General features: G+C 62.6%; 18 protein-coding genes. All 18 read left to right on the top strand.

The features are described from left to right. Window positions 1–51 precede the first annotated feature (51 nt). Entirely contained in the window at window positions 52–1,059 is a 1,008-nt protein-coding gene (locus tag ACEN42_RS08960; RefSeq protein ID WP_371879743.1) for a DUF5655 domain-containing protein, read from the top strand. 35 nt (window positions 1,060–1,094) lie between these two features. Then, window positions 1,095–1,670 carry an RNA 2',3'-cyclic phosphodiesterase gene (gene thpR, locus ACEN42_RS08955; protein WP_371879742.1) on the top strand — a complete coding sequence of 192 codons (576 nt, stop codon included), beginning with the start codon at window positions 1,095–1,097 and terminating at the stop codon, window positions 1,668–1,670. Window positions 1,671–1,761: 91 nt separating this feature from the next. Continuing rightward, complete coding sequence (ddpX, locus tag ACEN42_RS08950) at window positions 1,762–2,325, top strand: D-alanyl-D-alanine dipeptidase (protein WP_035498870.1); 564 nt, start codon at window positions 1,762–1,764, stop codon at window positions 2,323–2,325. A 50-nt stretch (window positions 2,326–2,375) separates the two neighbouring features. Continuing rightward, window positions 2,376–3,944, top strand: coding sequence for an ABC transporter substrate-binding protein (locus tag ACEN42_RS08945; protein ID WP_238210555.1), 1,569 nt, complete (start codon window positions 2,376–2,378; stop codon window positions 3,942–3,944). Between the two features lie 32 nt (window positions 3,945–3,976). Then, the gene (locus ACEN42_RS08940; protein WP_371881097.1) at window positions 3,977–5,008 is read left to right on the top strand and encodes an ABC transporter permease; all 1,032 of its coding nucleotides are present in this window, start codon (window positions 3,977–3,979) and stop codon (window positions 5,006–5,008) included. A 19-nt stretch (window positions 5,009–5,027) separates the two neighbouring features. Then, complete coding sequence (gene nikC, locus ACEN42_RS08935; protein ID WP_371879741.1) at window positions 5,028–5,939, top strand: nickel transporter permease; 912 nt, start codon at window positions 5,028–5,030, stop codon at window positions 5,937–5,939. After that, window positions 5,929–6,801 carry an ABC transporter ATP-binding protein gene (locus tag ACEN42_RS08930; RefSeq protein ID WP_371879740.1) on the top strand — a complete coding sequence of 291 codons (873 nt, stop codon included), beginning with the start codon at window positions 5,929–5,931 and terminating at the stop codon, window positions 6,799–6,801. The genes nikC and ACEN42_RS08930 overlap by 11 nt, the downstream gene beginning before the upstream one ends. Further along, window positions 6,798–7,556: an ABC transporter ATP-binding protein gene (locus tag ACEN42_RS08925; RefSeq protein WP_371879739.1), complete on the top strand. Its 759-nt coding sequence runs from the start codon at window positions 6,798–6,800 to the stop codon at window positions 7,554–7,556. The genes ACEN42_RS08930 and ACEN42_RS08925 overlap by 4 nt, the downstream gene beginning before the upstream one ends. Window positions 7,557–7,833: 277 nt before the next feature. After that, window positions 7,834–8,226, top strand: a complete 393-nt coding sequence (locus tag ACEN42_RS08920; protein WP_035498862.1) for a DnaJ family domain-containing protein — start codon at window positions 7,834–7,836, stop codon at window positions 8,224–8,226. Between the two features lie 5 nt (window positions 8,227–8,231). Then, entirely contained in the window at window positions 8,232–8,807 is a 576-nt protein-coding gene (gene tadA / locus ACEN42_RS08915; RefSeq protein WP_371881096.1) for a tRNA adenosine(34) deaminase TadA, read from the top strand. Further along, window positions 8,801–9,724: a muramoyltetrapeptide carboxypeptidase gene (gene ldcA, locus ACEN42_RS08910; RefSeq protein WP_238210561.1), complete on the top strand. Its 924-nt coding sequence runs from the start codon at window positions 8,801–8,803 to the stop codon at window positions 9,722–9,724. The genes tadA and ldcA overlap by 7 nt, the downstream gene beginning before the upstream one ends. A 298-nt stretch (window positions 9,725–10,022) precedes the next feature. After that, window positions 10,023–10,769 carry a GntR family transcriptional regulator gene (locus ACEN42_RS08905; protein ID WP_371879738.1) on the top strand — a complete coding sequence of 249 codons (747 nt, stop codon included), beginning with the start codon at window positions 10,023–10,025 and terminating at the stop codon, window positions 10,767–10,769. 302 nt (window positions 10,770–11,071) lie between these two features. Continuing rightward, entirely contained in the window at window positions 11,072–12,565 is a 1,494-nt protein-coding gene (locus ACEN42_RS08900) for an NCS1 family nucleobase:cation symporter-1 (protein WP_035498858.1), read from the top strand. Between the two features lie 63 nt (window positions 12,566–12,628). After that, the gene (locus tag ACEN42_RS08895) at window positions 12,629–13,363 is read left to right on the top strand and encodes an aspartate/glutamate racemase family protein (RefSeq protein ID WP_371879737.1); all 735 of its coding nucleotides are present in this window, start codon (window positions 12,629–12,631) and stop codon (window positions 13,361–13,363) included. Window positions 13,364–13,498: 135 nt separating this feature from the next. Beyond that, entirely contained in the window at window positions 13,499–14,449 is a 951-nt protein-coding gene (gene puuE, locus ACEN42_RS08890) for an allantoinase PuuE (RefSeq protein WP_238210469.1), read from the top strand. Continuing rightward, on the top strand, window positions 14,446–14,970 hold the full coding sequence (gene uraD / locus ACEN42_RS08885) for a 2-oxo-4-hydroxy-4-carboxy-5-ureidoimidazoline decarboxylase (protein WP_371879736.1): 525 nt from the start codon (window positions 14,446–14,448) through the stop codon (window positions 14,968–14,970). Before puuE ends, uraD begins: the two co-directional genes overlap by 4 nt. Window positions 14,971–15,016: 46 nt before the next feature. Continuing rightward, window positions 15,017–16,027: an allantoicase gene (gene alc, locus ACEN42_RS08880; protein ID WP_238210471.1), complete on the top strand. Its 1,011-nt coding sequence runs from the start codon at window positions 15,017–15,019 to the stop codon at window positions 16,025–16,027. Next, window positions 16,027–16,530, top strand: coding sequence for an ureidoglycolate lyase (locus tag ACEN42_RS08875; RefSeq protein ID WP_371881095.1), 504 nt, complete (start codon window positions 16,027–16,029; stop codon window positions 16,528–16,530). Before alc ends, ACEN42_RS08875 begins: the two co-directional genes overlap by 1 nt. The last annotated feature ends 86 nt before the right edge of the window (window positions 16,531–16,616 follow it).

Below are 16,616 nucleotides of genomic sequence, written 5' to 3'. Positions count from 1 at the left end.
ATAGCGGGGTCGCGTTGGTGGTTGCGTCCTCGCCAATCTAAAACAAAAATAATGAGTGACATCAAGCTCTTCAAACTGGTCGAAGGTGTGGCCGTTGAGTTGAACGGTCAAGCCTCTGACCTCGAAAAACCGTTGCAGTCGCTGATCGAAAAGAATCTCGAAGCGCTTCTCGGGATTCGTTTTCTAGCGACGGAATACGCGACAGGAAAGACGCACTCCGGGCGGATCGACTCGTTGGGGCTGGATGAAAACAACAGCCCGGTGATCCTCGAATACAAGCGATCCGTAGGCGAAAACGTAATCAATCAGGGCCTGTTTTATCTCGACTGGCTGATGGATCATCAAGCCGAATTCAAGCTGCTAGTGATGGAGCAGCTTGGTCATGCGGCTGCGGCGCTGATCGATTGGAGTGTTCCTCGTCTCCTTTGTATTGCCGCTGATTTCACTCGATACGACGTCCATGCGGTGCAACAGATCAATCGTAACGTCGAGTTGATTAGATATCGCCGATTCGGGTCCGATCTCCTACTCTTCGAACTTGTTAATGCGACTATCGCCGCTAAGCCGAAGACAGGCCTGAAGCTATCGAATTCTGCGAAGGCAGTAGCTCCCCCGGTTCCTGCTATGCCAGTGGGACCGGCGATGCCGACGGTAACCAGTGTCGCTGCCAAGTCGGCAGTTTCGAGCGGAGACAAAAGCTATGCGGAGTGGGTTGAACAATACCCGGCTTCGATGCTCGAACTGTTGACGTCGATGGAAGACTTCATCGGTTCTTTGGGTGACGATGTTCAGCGTAAGGAGCTCAAACTGTACGTCGCGTTCAAGCGGTTAAAGAACTTTGCTTCTATCGTCCCGCAAAAGACCAGGTTCTTGCTGTTTCTTCATCTTGACCCCGATAAGATCAATCCCTTGCCGGGCAATGCCCGCGACGCGCGAAAATTCGGTCACTGGGGGACGGGGGATGTGGAGCTATCGATCGCCAGTTTCGACGATTTCGAACAGACAAAACCGTTAATCTTGACGGCATATGATGGGCATGGTGGGTTGAAAGTGCAGTAGCAAGCGGCGCGCACGAATCCGGAGGAACACGAATCATGAACGCTATTGTCTCCGAGCATGCGCCCTCCGTGCACCTCACTGAATCCATCTTCTTCGCGCTCTATCCCGACGCCCCCGCCGCCACCCGAATCACCGAACTCGCGGCTCGTCTGCGCATCGACCACAAGCTGAAGGCGACGCCGATCCCCGCCGCTCGCCTCCACATCACGCTGCAATACCTCGGCGCCTTCCCTGGCGTCCCCGCCGATGTCCTCAAGCAAGCACACACCGCGGCTTCGCAAATCACATCGCCGCCCGTCGAACTGACACTCGACCGCATCGAAAGCTTCTCCGGCCGCCGCGCGAAACGCCCGCTCGTTCTCTCAGGCAACGTCACCGCGCCACTCGACGCCCTCGAACAAACCCTCGGCGCAGCGCTCGCAACCGCCGGCATCGCACTCAAGCGCCATCCCCGCTTCACGCCCCACGTAACCTTGCTCTACGACGAGCATCGCATCGCGCGCCGGCCCGTCGAGCCCATCGCATGGACCGCGCGCGAGTTCGTGCTCGTGCGCAGCCTGCTCGGCCGGTCGCAATACGAAGTCCTCGCGCGCTGGCCGCTCGTATCGTGAGCCGTCGGATCCACCCAAAATAAAGGGTTTCGCGGATTTTTCTAACGCGTTAAGGTTCGTGTATCGGAATAAATCGATACGAAGCGCTTACATGACCCGGTCCCGTCTCCTGCACATCACGCCCGAAACGCATAACGTCCAGATCGATCTCGTCTACGCCACCGATCGCAATTTCACCGGCAAGCCGATCTACAAGGCGCAGCACTGCCTGCTGCTGGAACCCGCCGAAGCCGCATTGCGCAAAGCCGTCGATATCGCGCGGAGCATCGGCATGACGCTGCGGATCTTCGACGCCTATCGTCCGCCGCAAGCGCAAAAAGTGCTGTGGGACTTCCTGCCCGATCCGACCTTCATCGCCGAACTCGGCCGCGGCTCGAACCATAGCCGCGGCACGGCAGTGGACCTGACGCTCGTCGATCGCGACGGCAACGAGCTCGACATGGGCACCGGATTCGACGCGATGGTCGTCGAATCCGAGCATTTCCACTTCGGCCTGCCGGAGCACATCCAGCGGAATCGAACGCTGTTGCTCGGCGTGATGCACGGCGCGGGCTTCACTCACATCAAAAGTGAGTGGTGGCATTACGAATTGCCAGGCTCGCGCGAACTTGCTCTGATCGATAACGAAGAAAGCGGCCCGCTGCGGCTGATGTGAACCCGAAACCAACAGGACGACATCACATGAAAAAGGCATTGGCAGCGGTCATGCTCGCCTCGGCGCTGACGGCATTCACCGGCTTGCAGAGCGTGCAGGCGGCCACGCCGAAGGACATGTTCGTCATGGCGACGCTGCTCGATGAATTCACCTCGCTCGATCCCGGCGAAATCTACGAGCTGGTGCCGGAGGAATATGTCGCGAACACGTATGACCGGCTGGTGCGCGTCGATCTGAAGGATCCGTCGAAATTCAATGGCGATGTCGCCGAGTCCTGGACCGTGAGCCAGGACGGCCTCACGTTCACGTTCAAGATTCGCCCGGGCCTCAAGTTCCACTCCGGCAATCCGCTGACCGCCGACGACGTCGCCTGGTCGATCCAGCGCACCGCGCTGCTCGACAAGGGCGCGGCGGCCGTGCTCGCGGGTATCGGCCTGACCAAGGCGAACGCGCTGCAGAACGTGAAGAAAGTGGACGATACGACCGTCTCCATCACGACCGATCAACACTACGCGCCGACGTTCGTGCTCAACGTGCTCGGCTCGTGGCCGGCGTCGGTGGTGGATCGCAAGCTCGTCGAATCGCACGCGAAGGGCAGCGACTACGGCAACGAGTGGCTCAAGACCAACGAAGCGGGCTCGGGCGCGTACAAGCTCGTCAAATGGACCGCGAACGACAGCATCGTGCTTCAGCGCTTCGAGGGTTATCGCATCCCGCTCGCGATGAAGCGTATCGTGCTGCGTCACGTGACCGAGGCGGCGAGCCAGCGCCTCATGATCCAGAACGGCGACATCGACGTCGCGCGCGATCTGAGCCCCGACGATCTCGACACGCTCTCGAAGAGCGGCGTCATCAAGGCGACGGCCGTGCCGCAGGCGACGCTCATGTATCTCGGCCTCAACAACAAGAACCCGAATCTCGCGAAGCCCGAGGTCTGGGAAGCGATGAAGTGGCTGATCGACTATCAGGGCATCCAGAAAAACGTGATCCGCACGACCTACAAGGTCCACGAGACGTTTCTGCCCGAAGGCTTTCTCGGCGCGCTGAACGAGAACCCGTATCACCAGGATGTCGCGAAGGCGAAGGCGCTCCTCGCCAAGGCGGGTCTCGCCAACGGCTTCACCGTGAAGATGGACGTGCGCAACGACTATCCGTACAGCGAGATCGCGCAGGCCGTGCAGGCGAATCTCGCACTCGCGAACATCAAGGTTCAGCTCATGCCGAGCGACAACAAGCAGACGCTCGGACGCTATCGGGCGCGCGCGCATGACATCTATATCGGCGAGTGGTCGGCGGATTACATCGATCCGCACAGCAACGCGCAGGGTTTCGTCTGGAACCCGGACAACTCGGATGCATCGAGCTACAAGATGCTCGCGTGGCGCAACGCTTGGGACATTCCGCAACTGACCAAGGAAACCAACGCCGCGCTGGCCGAAAGCGATACGAAAAAACGCGCGCAGCTCTACGAGAAAATGCAGCGTGAAGTGCTCGCGAAATCGCCGTTCGTGATCATGTTCCAGAAGGTGTCGCAGGTCGCGGCGCGGCCCGGCGTGACCGGTCTCGAAGTCGGGCCGATCAACGATCTCGTGTCCTACCGCAACATCAAGAAGCAGTGAGCGCGGTCACGTTCATCGAGCGCTTGCGTGCGATGAGCGCGCATCGGGGCGGCGTGCGCATCGGGCTCGCGCTCGCGCACTGGATCGTGATGCTCGTCATCACGTTCACGGGCCTGCTCGCGATCACATTCTTCATCGGCCGCAAGATTCCGATCGATCCTGTGCTCGCGATTCTCGGCGATCGCGCGTCCGCGAGCGCGTATGCCGCCGCGCGTCTGAGACTCGGGCTCGACAAGCCGCTCATCGATCAATTCGTGATCTACGCGCGCGACGTGCTGCACGGCAATCTCGGCGTCTCGCTGCTGACGGCCAATCCGGTGATCGACGACATCAAACGCGTCTTTCCCGCGACGCTTGAACTCGCGACGCTCTCGACGTTCATCGGCATCGCGATCGGCGTGCCGCTCGGCGTCGCGGCGGCGGTGAAGCACAATCGCATCGTCGATCACATCGCGCGCGTGATCGGGCTCGCGGGCAGTTCGGTACCGGTGTTCTGGCTCGCGCTGATGGGCCTCCTGCTGTTCTATGCGCGGCTGCACTGGGTGTCGGGGCCGGGGCGCATCGATCCGGTCTATGACGGCATGGTCGATACGCGCACGGGCAGCCTTCTCATCGATTCGATCATGGCCGGCGAATGGGACGTTTTCCGGAACGCGTTTTCGCATATCGCGCTGCCGGCGAGCGTGCTCGCGTTTTATTCGATCGCGTATCTGTCGCGCATGACGCGCTCGTTCATGCTCGAACAACTGAGCCAGGAATACGTGACGACCGCGCGCGCCAAAGGCCTGCCCGAGCGCCGCGTGATCTGGCGGCATGCGTTCGGCAATATCGCGGTGCCGCTCCTGACGGTGATCGCGCTCGCATACAGCTATCTGCTCGAAGGCTCGGTGCTGACCGAAATCGTGTTCGCGTGGCCGGGCATCGGCTCGTATCTGACGGGCGCGCTGCTCAACGCCGACATGAACGCCGTACTTGGCAGCACGCTCGTGATCGGCGCGACGTTCATCGCGCTCAATCTCCTGACCGACGCGCTCTATCGCGTGTTCGACCCGCGCACGCGCTGACATGGAGGATTTTGCCCAGATGAAACCGGCGCGAACGAGCTTGCGCACGTGGCTGCTCACCGACACGCCCGCGTCCCCGCGCCAGGCTGCGCTCGGTCGGGCTTACCGGCGCTGGCGGCGATTCTCGTCGAATCCGCTGAGCATGCTCGGACTCGCGATTCTGCTGCTGCTCATCGTGGTCGCGGCAATCGGACCGATGCTCGTCGCGCAGGACCCGTTGCAGCAAGTGCTCGCCGAGCGTCTCACGCCGCCCGGCGCGGCGCACTGGTTCGGCACGGATCAGCTCGGCCGCGACATCCTCTCGCGGCTCGTGTACGGCTCGCGTCTCACGCTGGCGATTGCCATGCTCGTCGTCGTGCTCGTCGTGCCGGTCGGCCTTGCGATCGGCACGGTGGCGGGCTACTGCGGCGGTATCGTCGATACGGCGCTGATGCGCGTGACCGATGTCGCGCTCGCGTTCCCGAAGATCGTGCTCGCGCTCGCGTTCGCCGCGGCGCTCGGGCCCGGCGTGCTCAACGCGGTGATCGCGCTATCGATCACCGCATGGCCGCCGTATGCGCGTCTCGCGCGCGCGGAATCGCTGCGGCTCGCACAGGCCGATTACATCCACGCGGCGCGTCTGCAAGGCGCATCGCATCCGCGCATTCTGCTGCGCTATATCGTGCCGCTGTGTTCGTCGTCGGTGATCGTGCGCGCGACGCTCGATATGGCCGGCATCATTCTCGCCGTCGCGGGTCTCGGGTTTCTCGGACTGGGCGCGCAGCCGCCGAGCCCGGAATGGGGCTACATGGTGGCGTCGGGCCGCAATGTGCTGCTCGATGCCTGGTGGGTCGCGACGATCCCCGGTCTCGCGATTCTCGCGGTGAGCCTCGCTTTCAATCTGCTCGGCGACGGTCTGCGCGACGTCTTCGATCCGCGTCATGGAGGCTGACTTGTCCGATGTGCTGGCGCGGATCGACGGGCTCGAAGTGGCCTTCGCGGGCCACGACGGCGCGCTCATGCCTGCGGTGCGCGGCGTGTCGTTGACGGTGCGGCGGGGCGAGCGGCTGGGGATCGTCGGGGAATCGGGATCGGGAAAATCGCTGACCGGGCGCGCGCTGCTCGGGCTTCTGCCGCCCGAGGCGAAATGGTCGGCGAAGGGGCTGCGTTTCGAAGACCGGGACCTGCTCGCGATGCGCCCGCAAGAGCGCCGGCGCCTGTGCGGCACACGCATGAGCATGATCCTGCAAGACCCGAAGTACTCGCTCAATCCGGTGATGACCGTCGCGCAGCAGATGCGCGAAACCTTCGTGCGGCAAGGCGTGCGAGAGAGCCGGCGTGCGCTGCGCGAACGCATCGTCGCGGCGCTGGAAGCGGTGCATATCCGCGATCCGCAGCGCGTCGCCGATGCTTATCCGCATGAACTCTCAGGCGGCATGGGCCAGCGCGTGATGATCGCGATGATGGTCTCATCCGGTCCGCGCCTCCTGATCGCCGACGAACCCACGAGCGCGCTCGACGTCCTCGTGTCGATGCAGGTGCTCGCAGTGCTCGACGAGATGATCGATCGCCACGACACCGGGCTCGTGTTTATCAGCCACGATCTGCCGCTCGTGATGTCGTTTTGCGATCGCGTCGCGGTGATGTATGGCGGACGCGTCGTCGAGACATGCGCGGCGCGCGATCTCGTTCACGCGACGCATCCGTACACGCGCGGGCTGCTCGAAGCGAATCCGCCGCTCGACAATCCGCCCGACGAGTTGCCGACCTTGCGCCGCGACCCGGCGTGGCTCGACGAAGGGACGACGCGATGATCGACATCGAGCACGCGCACATCCGCTTCAGGACGAAGACCGGCCACGTCGACGCCGTGCGCGACGTTTCCTTGCGCGTGGAGGAGGGCGAAGTCTTCGGGCTGGTCGGCGAATCGGGCAGCGGCAAGTCCACCTTGCTGCGCGCGCTCGCCGGACTGACGCCGCTCGCGGGCGGCAGCATACGCATCGGTTCGCGTCCCGTGCGGCGCGATGTGCAGATGGTGTTCCAGGACCCCTATGGCGCGCTGCATCCGCGCTTCACCGTCGATAAAACCTTGCGCGAGCCGCTCGCGATCAACGGCATCGGCGACGAAGATGCGCGCATCCTCGATGCGCTCGCCGAAGTCGGCCTCGGCCCGGCATTCCGCTTTCGCTATCCGCATCAGTTGTCGGGCGGGCAGCGCCAGCGCGTGTCGATTGCGCGGGCGCTGATCGTCGAGCCACGCGTCCTGCTGCTCGACGAGCCGACCTCAGCGCTCGACGTCTCCGTGCAGGCCGAGATTCTGAATTTGCTGCGCCGTCTGCATCGCGAGCGCAAGCTGACGATGATTCTCGTGAGCCATAACCTCGCGGTGATCGGCTTTCTCTGTCAGCGCGTCGCGGTGATGCGCAATGGCGAGATCGTCGAGCAGCTGGGCGTGGAAGCGGTGCGCTCGCGCAACGTCGAGCACGAATACACGCGACGGCTGCTGCTCGCGACGCAAGGCTATACGCGCGAAAGCGCGACGCGTCAGGAGCGCGGACAGGGCGGTTAGTCATCGTACAAGCACAGTTGCCTTGAGGCAGTCAATGCATGTTGCGCAAACGACGCATATGAACCGCAATAAGCCCGGTATACGGTGACGCGCCGCGAACAGGCGCGTGTTGCGCGAAAACCTCTCGGCGGCCGCTGATAGAATAGGATCTGGATTGTCGAGACGTGCCGAACAACGCGCGAGCGTGGTTTTCCGGCTGCCTTCCGACTTCGAGCTAACCAACGGAAATCGTGACAGACCGCGCCCGTTCGCGGGTGAAAGCCGGTCGTAATCCCCGATGAAATTGCTAGATGCTTTGGTCGAACAGCGGATCAACGAAGCCGCTACGCGTGGCGAGTTCAACAACTTGCCGGGCGCGGGCGCTCCGCTCCACTTCGACGACGACGTCCTCGTGCCCGAGGAAGTGCGCGTCGCCAATCGAATCCTCAAGAATGCGGGCTTCGTCCCGCCCGCCGTCGAACAGCTTCGCGCGCTGCGTGGGCTACAGGAAGAGTTCGACAAGGTGACGGACCCCGCGGCCCGCTGCCAGTTGCAAGCCAGGATGCTCGCGCTCGACATGGCGCTCGAATCGCTGCGTGGCGGCGGTTGCGTGCCGCACGAGTACCGTCGGCGCATCGCTGAGCGGCTTTCCGAGCGCGCACAGTCGCGCGTGGCGGTGGAAGCCAAGTGACCGGAATGCCGGACGCGCCCGATCCCGCGCCGAACGCTTTCATCGCAGATCCATCCAGCGAACGCGATCGCCGCTTCATGGCGCTCGCGCAACACGCCGCCGACGAAGCCCGTCGCGCGGGTGAAGTCCCTGTGGGCGCGGTGATCGTGCTTGGCGATGAAGTCATCGCCACCGGCTTCAATCATCCGATTCGCGGCCACGATCCGTCCGCGCATGCCGAAATGGCCGCGCTGCGCGCCGCCGCCCAGAAACTCCAGAACTACCGTTTGCCGGGCTGTGAACTCTACGTGACGCTCGAGCCGTGCCTGATGTGCGCGGGCGCGATCATGCACGCGCGGATCGCGCGAGTCGTTTATGGCGCGACAGACCCGAAAACCGGCGCGTGCGGCAGCGTCGTCGACATGTTCGCGAATGCGCAGCTCAATCACCACACCACGGTGACGGGCGGCGTTCTCGCCGACGAATGCGGACACGCGCTCAAGAATTTCTTCGCCGAGCGGCGTCGTCTCGCGCGGGAAGAGCGCGATGCGCGTCGGGCGCGTGAAGCCGGCTCAATAACGAATCCAACGACAATATTGTGAAATCACGCACCATCGACCTCGTCGCGCCCTCTGGCTATCCGCACGATCCGGCGGCTGTGGAGCGCGCCCTCGGGCGATTGCGCAGGGAAGGGCATCGCCTGGAAAACGTCGATGCGACGCGGCGGCGTTTCCAGCGCTTCGGCGGCACTGACGCCGAGCGCGCGGCCGATCTCAACCGCCTCGCGGACGCATCGCGGCCGTTGCCAGACATCGTACTTGCGGTGCGCGGCGGCTATGGCGCATCGCGCATCCTGCACGGACTCGACTATCTCGGCTTGCGCAGACTCGCCGATCAGCCGGTCGCGATCGTCGGCCACAGCGATTTCACAGCGATCCAGTGCGCGCTCTTCGCCCACGCTGGCGTGAAAAGCTTCGGCGGGCCCATGTTCGCGGGCGATTTCGGCGCCGAACAGACGAGTTCGTTCACGATGCAGCACTTCTGGAACGCGATTTCCCATTCGAGCTTCACCGTGACGAGCAAAACGCCGCAGCGGCAGACCGTGGATGCGACCGGCATGCTGTGGGGCGGCAATCTCGCGATTCTGGCGTCGCTTGTCGGCACGCCGTATATGCCGCCGATCGAGGGCGGGATTCTCTACATCGAAGATGTGAACGAGCATCCGTTCCGGATCGAGCGGATGATTTATCAGTTGCATCAGTCGGGCATGCTCGGACGTCAGCAGGCGATCGTGATGGGCGAATTCTCGGGCGGCCGGCTTTCGGATTACGACAACGGCTATTCGCTCGACGCGATGATCGAGCAGGTCAGATCCGTGATCGGCATTCCGGTGGTGACGGGCCTGCAATTCGGGCATGTGGAGAATCTTCTGACGCTTCCTTTCGGTGCGACTGCTCACCTCGTGGCGACCGAGCGGGGATTTACGTTGAAGCTGTCGGACTATCCGCATCTGGCTTGACGCGGAAAGAACAGGGCGCTCCAGCGAGCGCCTAATTTTTAACCTTATTAAGCAACTAACGGTCTTGTTGTGCACCATCCAGGGGTCAACCGCGCACCAGACCCGAGGATGAGATTGTCGACAAAAAAGTGCTGGCAATGCTGACAAAAACTTGGTGAATTCGCTCAGACGTCCGTCCGCACTGGAGTAGAGCCGGATTCGACACCACGGAAAAGACCTTGAGTCGCAGAATCTCAAAATGAATTGTTGACAATCTTTATGTCGATTCTAAGATGCTTAACATGCAAGCGAGCACATCATGTCCGACACCAACCGTAGTGCTGAATCGAATGCTTTACCGGCCGCGCCGAACGGGGCGAATGCCGAGTCGATCGCCGAAAATATCCGCGCCGCGATCCTCGAGCATCGCCTGGCGCCGGGCGCGAAGCTGACCGAGGCGCAGTTGTGCGAGGTGTTCGCGGTGAAGCGCGGCACGGTCCGTCAGGCGCTCGCGCAACTGTCGAACGAGCGGCTGGTCGATCTGGAGCCGAATCGCGGCGCGTTTGTCGCAAGTCCGTCGCTGCAGGAAGTGCATGAAGTGTTCGAGATGCGCCGCATCATCGAGCTGGCGGTGGTGGAGCGGATCGCGCAAGGACACGGCATGCGTCGGCTGAAGTCGATCAGCGCCACCATCGGCAAAGAGCGCCGCGCATTCGAGAGCCACGATTTTTCCTCGTGGATCCGGCTTTCCGGCGAGTTCCACACTGAGCTCGCGGCGCTGACCGGCAATACGGTGTTGTGCGAATGTCTGTCGGGACTCGTCGCGCGCTCGACGCTGATCTCGGCGTTGTACGAATCGCTCGGAAAGAGCTCGTGCTCGTTCGAGGACCACGAAGAGATTCTCGCCGCGCTCGATGCCGGCGACGCCACGAAAGCGGCTGTTCTGATGGCGCAGCATCTGCGCGATGTCGAATTGAAGATGCTGGAGCGGCCGGCGCGCGGCGCGGTCGATCTGAAGGAAGTATTCACGAAGCCCGCCGAGCGCGAAAGGGCGCTGGATACGTAAGCGCAATGACGAGGCAGATCGGAGAATCTGCCATCGGCTGAATGTAGCAGGACTAAATAATTGGAGACCGTGCCCCGCGCGCCGCGCCGGGCACGCGGAGAGTCGCACGCGCAAAAAATCCGCAGCGTGGGCCGCATCGAACAGGACGCTCGTGTGAGCGTGAAATGAAAGTCGCCACAGGGCGAAAACGCAAATCCGAAGAATGCCGCGCCGATTCGATATCAGCGAAGGCATCAGATCGAAGCTCGTCACATCAGCATTTGCATCTTTTCACTACGCAAGCAGCCAATGAAGGAGACGTCATGGCCCAGTTCAGTGCACCCGGCAGCTCAGCCCTGCCGCAATACGAAGAGCAGACAGCAGGACACGATCCGAATCTGCCCGCAGGTTACAGCGATCGCCTTTACAACGAGGACCTCGCGCCGCTCAAGAACCAGACCTGGGGCGCGTACAACATCTTCGCGTTCTGGATGTCGGACGTGCATAGCGTCGGCGGTTATGTGTTCGCCGGGAGTCTCTTCGCGCTCGGCCTGACGAGCTGGCAAGTGCTGGTGTCATTGCTGATCGGCATCGGGCTGGTGAACGCGCTCTGCAACATGATCGCAAAGCCGAGCCAGGTGGCCGGCGTGCCGTATCCGGTCGCGTGCCGCGCCACCTTCGGCGTGCTCGGCGCGAACATTCCGGCCGTGATTCGCGGGCTCATCGCGGTCGCGTGGTACGGGATCCAGACGTACCTGGCTTCGAGCGCGCTCGTCATCGTCGTGTTGAAGTTCGTGCCGTCGCTGATGCCTTACGCCGATGTGCACAAGTACGGCTTCGTCGGGCTCTCGGCGCTCGGCTGGGCGGGCTTCATGCTGCTCTGGGTGCTGCAGGCCATCGTGTTCTGGCGCGGCATGGAGATGATCAAGAAGTTCATCGACTTCGCCGGTCCCGCCGTCTATGTCGTGATGTTCATGCTCGCCGGCTATATGGTGTGGCGCGCGGGCATCAAGAACATCGGACTGAATCTGGGTGGCGTGAAGTATCACGGCATGGAAGTGATTCCCGTGATGATTACCGCGATCTCGCTCGTCGTCTCGTACTTCTCCGGCCCGATGCTCAACTTCGGTGACTTCTCGCGCTACTGCAAGAGCTTCCGCAGCGTTAAGCGCGGCAACTTCTGGGGTCTGCCGGTCAACTTCCTGGCGTTCTCGCTGGTGACCGTTATCACGACCGCGGCGACGCTGCCCGTGTTCGGCCAACTGATTACCGATCCCGTCGAAACCGTGGGCCGCATCGATCATCCGACCGCCGTGATTCTCGGTGCGCTGACCTTCACGATCGCGACTATCGGCATCAACATCGTGGCCAACTTTGTGTCGCCGGCCTTCGATTTCTCCAACGTCGCGCCGAAGCTCATCAGCTGGCGTATGGGCGGCATGATGGCCGCGACCGCGTCGATCTTCATCACGCCGTGGAACCTGTTCAACAACCCGGCCGTGATCCACTACACGCTGGATATTCTCGGCAGCTTCATCGGACCGTTGTACGGCGTGCTGATCCTCGACTTCTATCTCGTGAAGCGCGGCAAGCTCGCAGTGGACGATCTCTACTCGGTGTCCGAGGAAGGCAAGTACTGGTACACGAAGGGCGTGAACCGCCGGGCGGTGATGGCGCTCCTGCCGGCCGCCGTGATCGCGATTCTCTGCGTGATGCTGCCGTCGCTCGAAGGCGCGGCGAATTTCTCGTGGTTCATCGGTGCGGGCCTGGCTGCGGTGTTCTACTTTTTCCTCGCCGATCGCAAGCGCCCGGTGTGAAGCTTGACCTATAACGAACGATAGAACCTGAGAGAACCTTCCAAAGCAGTCTGGAGAACAGCAATGCGCATCAAACTGATCAACCCGAACACGACGCAGCGCATGACCGACTCGATGGGCCGCTGCGCCCGCGAGGTCGCCGCGCCCGGCACCGAGATCGTCGCCGTCAGCCCGACGATGGGCCCGGCGTCCATCGAAGGCTATTACGACGAGGCGATCGCGTCGTTCGGGCTTCTGGCCGAAGTGGAGGCCGGAGAGAAACAGGGCTTCGACGGCTACGTGATCGCCTGCTTCGGCGATCCGGCCCTTTACGCCGCGCGTGAGTTGGCGCGCGGTCCGGTGATCGGCATCGCGGAAGCGGCGATGCACGCGGCGAGCGTGATCGCGCCGGGCTTTTCCGTCGTGACCACGTTGCAGCGCACGGTCGGCATGGCCTGGCATCTGGCGGAGCGCTACGGCATGACGCGCTTCTGCAAGAACGTGCGCGCAACCGACGTCCCCGTGCTCGAACTCGACGTGCCGGGCTCGCCCGCGCGTCAGACGATCATCGACGAATGCCGGCGCGCGCTCGACGAGGACGGCTCCGATGCGATCGTGCTCGGCTGCGCGGGCATGGCTGAGTTCTGCCGCGAGGTGGAAGACGCGATCGGCGCGCCGGTGGTGGAGGGGGTGACGGCCGCGGTGAAATGGGCGGAGGCGCTGATCGCGTTGAGGCTCCACACCGCGAAACGCGGCGATTATGCGCGTCCGCTCGCGAAACGGTACGACGGCGTGCTGTCGGATTTCAGCCCGCGCTGATGGCGCTTCGGACCGACACATACGGACGACGTGACCCGGAATATCTGACCTGATGTATGGGCGGGCCCGGGTCTTTTAGCTACACTGAATCGTCGACAATCCCGCTTTTTTCAACGCTTGAGTTCAACGCCTGCCATGTCACTCGATCCGAAATACCCACGCGACCTGATCGGCTACGGCCGCCACCCGGTGCAGGCGAACTGGCCGGGACGCGCGCGCGTCGCCGTGCAGTTCGTGCTCAATTACGAAGAGGGCGGCGAGAATTGCGTGCTGCACGGCGATCCGGGCTCGGAGCAGTTTCTGTCGGAAATCGTGGGCGCGGCGGCGTATCCCTCGCGGCACATGAGCATGGAGTCGATTTACGAATACGGCTCGCGTGCAGGCGTGTGGCGCATCCTGCGCGAATTCGAAAAGCGCGCCATGCCGCTGACGATTTTCGGCGTCGGTATGGCGATCGAGCGGCACCCGGAACTGGCGAAGGCGTTCGTCGAACTGGGGCATGAAATCGCGTGTCACGGGTATCGCTGGATTCACTATCAGGACATGTCGCCGGAGCGCGAGGCGGAGCACATGCGCCTCGGCATGGAAGCGATCGAGCGCGTGACGGGCGTGCGGCCGCTCGGCTGGTACACCGGACGCGACAGTCCCAACACACATCGGCTGGTCGCCGAATACGGCGGCTTTCTCTACGACTCGGACAACTACGGCGACGACCTGCCGTTCTGGACCGAAGTGGAGGTGACGGGCGGCGGGAAGAAGCCGCATCTGATCGTGCCGTACACGCTCGACACGAACGACATGCGCTTCGCGACGCCTCAGGGTTTCAACACGGGCGAACACTTCTTCACGTATCTGAAAGACGCGTTCGACGTGCTCTACGAAGAAGGCGACGAAGCGCCGAAGATGCTGTCCATCGGCATGCACTGCCGCCTGCTCGGACGTCCCGGGCGTTTCCGCGGCCTGCAGAAATTCCTCGATCACATCGAGAAGCACGATCGCGTGTGGGTCACGCGGCGTGTCGACATCGCGCGTCACTGGCGCGAGCAACATCCTTTCGAGAAAACCAACAACGGGACGGCGGCATGAAGGCGATGCAATACACACTCGACCAACTCAATACCATGCCCGCCGACACGTTCGTGACGGTGCTCGCGGGCATCTTCGAACATTCGCCGTGGGTGCCGGAAGCGGCGGCGCGACAGCGTCCGTTCAAGGACATCGACACGCTGCACACGGCGATGTCGCATATCGTCGAAACCGCGGGCGAAGAGAAGCAGCTCGCGCTCATCAACGCGCACCCGGAACTCGCGGGCAAGGCGGCGGTGCGCGGCGAACTGACGGCCGAATCGACTCGCGAGCAAAGCGGCGCGGGCCTCGGTCTATGCACGCAGGAAGAGTTCGACAGGCTGCAATCGCTCAATACGCGATATCGCGAAAAATTCGGTTTTCCGTTCATTCTCGCGGTGCGCGGGTATGACCGTCACGGCATCATCGCGAACTTCGAAAAGCGCGTGAATCACGACCGCGCCGAAGAACTGCGCACGAGTCTCGACCAGATTTACCGGATCGCGCGTTTCAGGCTGAACGACCTGATCCAGGCTGCGTAATCCGCATCAACCGTCACAACCGAACGAAAAGCAAGGAAGCAGACAAATGGCAATCCCGACACTCGATCCCAACGCGCCCGAATTCACGCGCCGCTATGTGAACCTCGCGGATCCGCGTCTGGGCGCGCAGGCACTCGAGGCGAGCGACGATTTCTTCGCGCCGAAGGACCGCATGCTGAACCCGGAGCCGGCGGTGTTCATTCCCGGCAAGTACGACGACCACGGCAAGTGGATGGACGGCTGGGAAACGCGCCGCAAGCGCACGACGGGCTATGACTGGTGCATCGTCAAGCTGGCGCGTCCGGGCGTGATCAAGGGCATCGACGTGGACACGAGCCACTTCACCGGCAATTTCCCGCCGGCGGCGTCGATCGAAGGCGCGCATGTCGCCGACGGTTCGCCGAATCAGTCGACCCAATGGACGGAAATCGTCCCGTCGACGACGCTTCAGGGCAACCATCACCACTATCTCGAAGTCAAGGCCGAGCAGCCGTTCACGCATCTGCGCGTGAACATCTATCCGGACGGCGGCATCGCGCGTCTGCGCGTGTACGGCCAGCCGCAGCTCGACTGGAGCAACGCGGACCGCAACCAGCTCGTCGATCTCGGCGCGATGGAAAACGGCGCGTACATGGTGGGCACGAACAACCAGCACTTCGGCCTCGCATCGACGCTGCTGATGCCGGGCCGCGGCGTGAATATGGGCGACGGCTGGGAGACGCGTCGTCGTCGCGAGCCGGGCAACGACTGGTGTATCGTCGCGCTGGCGCAGCCGGGCGTCATCAAGAAGGTCGAAGTGGATACCGCGCACTTCAAGGGCAATTTCCCGGATCGCTGCTCGCTTCAGGCGGCTTACGTGAAGGGCGGCACGGACAGTTCCCTCGTCACGCAGGCCATGTTCTGGCCCGTGCTGCTCGGCGAGCAGAAGCTGCAGATGGACAAGCAGCATTTCTTCGAGTCGGAAGTGGCGGCGCTCGGCCCGGTGACGCACGTGCGCTTCAATATTTATCCCGACGGCGGCGTGTCGCGTCTTCGTCTCTTCGGAACCCTCGCATGATGAAAAAGCTCGCTATCGAACCGTTGACGCGCGCTGCGTTCAAGCCTTATGGCGATGTCATCGAACTCGATGGCGCGAAGCAGATCCCGATCAACCTCGGCACCACGATCCGCTTTCACGATCTGTGCAACGTGGACGTGACGGATCAGGGCGGCGATGCGATCGTCAATCTCTTTCGCGGCCAGCCGCGCACGCTGCCGTTCGAATGCAAGATGATGGAACGGCATCCGCTCGGCAGCCAGGCGTTCATTCCGCTCGATGACCGGCCGTATCTCGTCGTCGTCGCGCCCGCCGGCGATCTCGACGAGTCGAAGATTCGCGCGTTCGTCACGAGCGGCTGGCAGGGCGTGAACTACGCGAAAGGCGTGTGGCACCATCCGCTGCTCGCGTTGGGGAAGGTGAGCGATTACATCGTCGTCGATCGCGGCGGTGGCGAAGGGCACAACCTCAACGAGCTGGATCTGAAGGAATCGCTGTGGCTGACGGACGAGGCGATGCGCTAGACCGCTTTTTTCGGGCAAGGGAAGGACCGGTGCGGTAAGACCGGTCCTTTTGCTTTTGGGGCGTTAAGATAAGCAGTTCATTTCCG

Origin of the sequence: Caballeronia sp. S22 (assembly GCF_964261745.1) — a bacterium.
In the GTDB taxonomy this organism is placed as follows: domain Bacteria; phylum Pseudomonadota; class Gammaproteobacteria; order Burkholderiales; family Burkholderiaceae; genus Caballeronia; species Caballeronia jiangsuensis.
This window is presented reverse-complemented; position numbering and strand designations above follow the sequence as displayed.

What these genes read in the sequence shown, in the direction of transcription:
- ACEN42_RS08960 (WP_371879743.1), top strand. Translation starts at nt 52, where the DNA reads ATGAGTGACATCAAGCTCTTCAAACTGGTCGAAGGTGTGGCCGTTGAG.
- thpR (WP_371879742.1), top strand. Translation starts at nt 1,095, where the DNA reads ATGAACGCTATTGTCTCCGAGCATGCGCCCTCCGTGCACCTCACTGAA.
- ddpX (WP_035498870.1), top strand. Translation starts at nt 1,762, where the DNA reads ATGACCCGGTCCCGTCTCCTGCACATCACGCCCGAAACGCATAACGTC.
- ACEN42_RS08945 (WP_238210555.1), top strand. Translation starts at nt 2,376, where the DNA reads ATGCTCGCCTCGGCGCTGACGGCATTCACCGGCTTGCAGAGCGTGCAG.
- ACEN42_RS08940 (WP_371881097.1), top strand. Translation starts at nt 3,977, where the DNA reads ATGAGCGCGCATCGGGGCGGCGTGCGCATCGGGCTCGCGCTCGCGCAC.
- nikC (WP_371879741.1), top strand. Translation starts at nt 5,028, where the DNA reads ATGAAACCGGCGCGAACGAGCTTGCGCACGTGGCTGCTCACCGACACG.
- ACEN42_RS08930 (WP_371879740.1), top strand. Translation starts at nt 5,929, where the DNA reads ATGGAGGCTGACTTGTCCGATGTGCTGGCGCGGATCGACGGGCTCGAA.
- ACEN42_RS08925 (WP_371879739.1), top strand. Translation starts at nt 6,798, where the DNA reads ATGATCGACATCGAGCACGCGCACATCCGCTTCAGGACGAAGACCGGC.
- ACEN42_RS08920 (WP_035498862.1), top strand. Translation starts at nt 7,834, where the DNA reads ATGAAATTGCTAGATGCTTTGGTCGAACAGCGGATCAACGAAGCCGCT.
- tadA (WP_371881096.1), top strand. Translation starts at nt 8,232, where the DNA reads ATGCCGGACGCGCCCGATCCCGCGCCGAACGCTTTCATCGCAGATCCA.
- ACEN42_RS08905 (WP_371879738.1), top strand. Translation starts at nt 10,023, where the DNA reads ATGTCCGACACCAACCGTAGTGCTGAATCGAATGCTTTACCGGCCGCG.
- ACEN42_RS08900 (WP_035498858.1), top strand. Translation starts at nt 11,072, where the DNA reads ATGGCCCAGTTCAGTGCACCCGGCAGCTCAGCCCTGCCGCAATACGAA.
- ACEN42_RS08895 (WP_371879737.1), top strand. Translation starts at nt 12,629, where the DNA reads ATGCGCATCAAACTGATCAACCCGAACACGACGCAGCGCATGACCGAC.
- puuE (WP_238210469.1), top strand. Translation starts at nt 13,499, where the DNA reads ATGTCACTCGATCCGAAATACCCACGCGACCTGATCGGCTACGGCCGC.
- uraD (WP_371879736.1), top strand. Translation starts at nt 14,446, where the DNA reads ATGAAGGCGATGCAATACACACTCGACCAACTCAATACCATGCCCGCC.
- alc (WP_238210471.1), top strand. Translation starts at nt 15,017, where the DNA reads ATGGCAATCCCGACACTCGATCCCAACGCGCCCGAATTCACGCGCCGC.
- ACEN42_RS08875 (WP_371881095.1), top strand. Translation starts at nt 16,027, where the DNA reads ATGAAAAAGCTCGCTATCGAACCGTTGACGCGCGCTGCGTTCAAGCCT.